Source organism: Chromatiales bacterium (assembly GCA_020445605.1).
Classification (GTDB): domain Bacteria; phylum Pseudomonadota; class Gammaproteobacteria; order JAGRGH01; family JAGRGH01; genus JAGRGH01.
Genome location: JAGRGH010000036.1, coordinates 1 through 1,241, shown reverse-complemented (window position 1 = coordinate 1,241; position 1,241 = coordinate 1). Strand labels below are relative to the sequence as shown.

At 53.8% G+C, this 1,241-nt stretch carries 1 protein-coding gene; it reads right to left on the bottom strand.

Annotated features, from left to right (window positions below):
* Positions 1–470: 470 nt before the first annotated feature.
* Complete coding sequence (locus tag KDG50_07170) at positions 471–1,190, bottom strand: transposase (protein ID MCB1865196.1); 720 nt, start codon at positions 1,188–1,190, stop codon at positions 471–473.
* Between the last annotated feature and the right edge of the window lie 51 nt (positions 1,191–1,241).

The window sequence follows — 1,241 nt, the reverse complement described above, 5'->3', positions numbered from 1 at the left end:
TCTGACCCCGTTACTACTAATTCCTCCGCAAAGTCACAATTACTAATGCCGCGACAACCAAACTTATTGGAAATGTAATAAACACGGCAATAAGTGTGAATTTATCCCAATGCCCCAACTGTATGGCAACAATCAGCTGAAATATTGACGTGCTAAAAGCACTAGCACTAAGACATGCAATAACGCTTGATTTTATAAGTCTATTCGCAGCAATCGATGATATGACCACCAAGATTATAAAGACCGTCCAAGCGATCATTCTCTCAAACACCCGTTATTGTTCGCACGTGGAGCACTTCTTTCTGGCATCATCAAATGGGTCTTGACCCATATTCGCGGCTGCACCAGCATATTTAAAGGCTAATTTCTCACATCGAGTTCTAGCTGCACCAGTATAGCGACTGCATTTAGCCGTCATGCAATTCCAAAATCTACACACAATAGGGGACAGACCACGGTTTCGTACTGGCCTACGAGAACAGGTCGAGGTCCGCATCGTCTGATCGGCTCTTACGAGGGCGTCCGGAGACACCTCTGGCAGCGCGTCTCCCCAATGCTCGCTCCACTTGAGCCTGGAATTTTGTGGTGCCTAACGCGTAATTGCCATTGGTGGCCTGGCGGATTTCATCGACCATCCCGGGATCCAGTTCGCGCCTGAACAGTTCGCGATAGCTCGCGCAACGGGACTCTCCGCTGGTGCCGAGCGAAACGTACAACGGATGAGGCGTCAGCAGCGTGTTGCTTTCCGACTGCGCGTTCGCCCGGTAGCTAGACCAGCGGTACTCCGCTGGATGTTCAGTCATCCTCGCACGCACCGGGTTGAGCTCGATGTAGCGGTGACAACCCAGCACGTAGTCCTCCTCCTGGGTCAGGCACGACTTGTATCGCCCCTCCCACAGGGTGCCGCTGCGTCGATAGGTGCGATTGACGTGATGGACGTAGCGCTGGCCCAGGCGCTTCATTAGGTCACCTGCTGAATCGGACTCCCTCGGTGTCAGCAGCAAGTGGACGTGATTGGTCATCAGGACATAGACGTGGACCTCGCAGCCCGTCTCGCCCGCGCATCTGCGAAGCCACTCCAGGTAGAACTGGTAGTCGTCATCGGCGAAGAAGCAGGCGTCGCGATTGTTGCCGCGCTGGATGATGTGCATGGGTACGCCGGGGAGGGTGATCCGAGGCCTTCTTGGCATGATCGTTCAGTCCGTTGATTGTGGAGTTTCAGGGTATCAGGGCTGGCTTCC

Coding starts and splice junctions, on each gene's coding strand:
- KDG50_07170 (MCB1865196.1), bottom strand. CDS start 1,190: ATGCCAAGAAGGCCTCGGATCACCCTCCCCGGCGTACCCATGCACATC.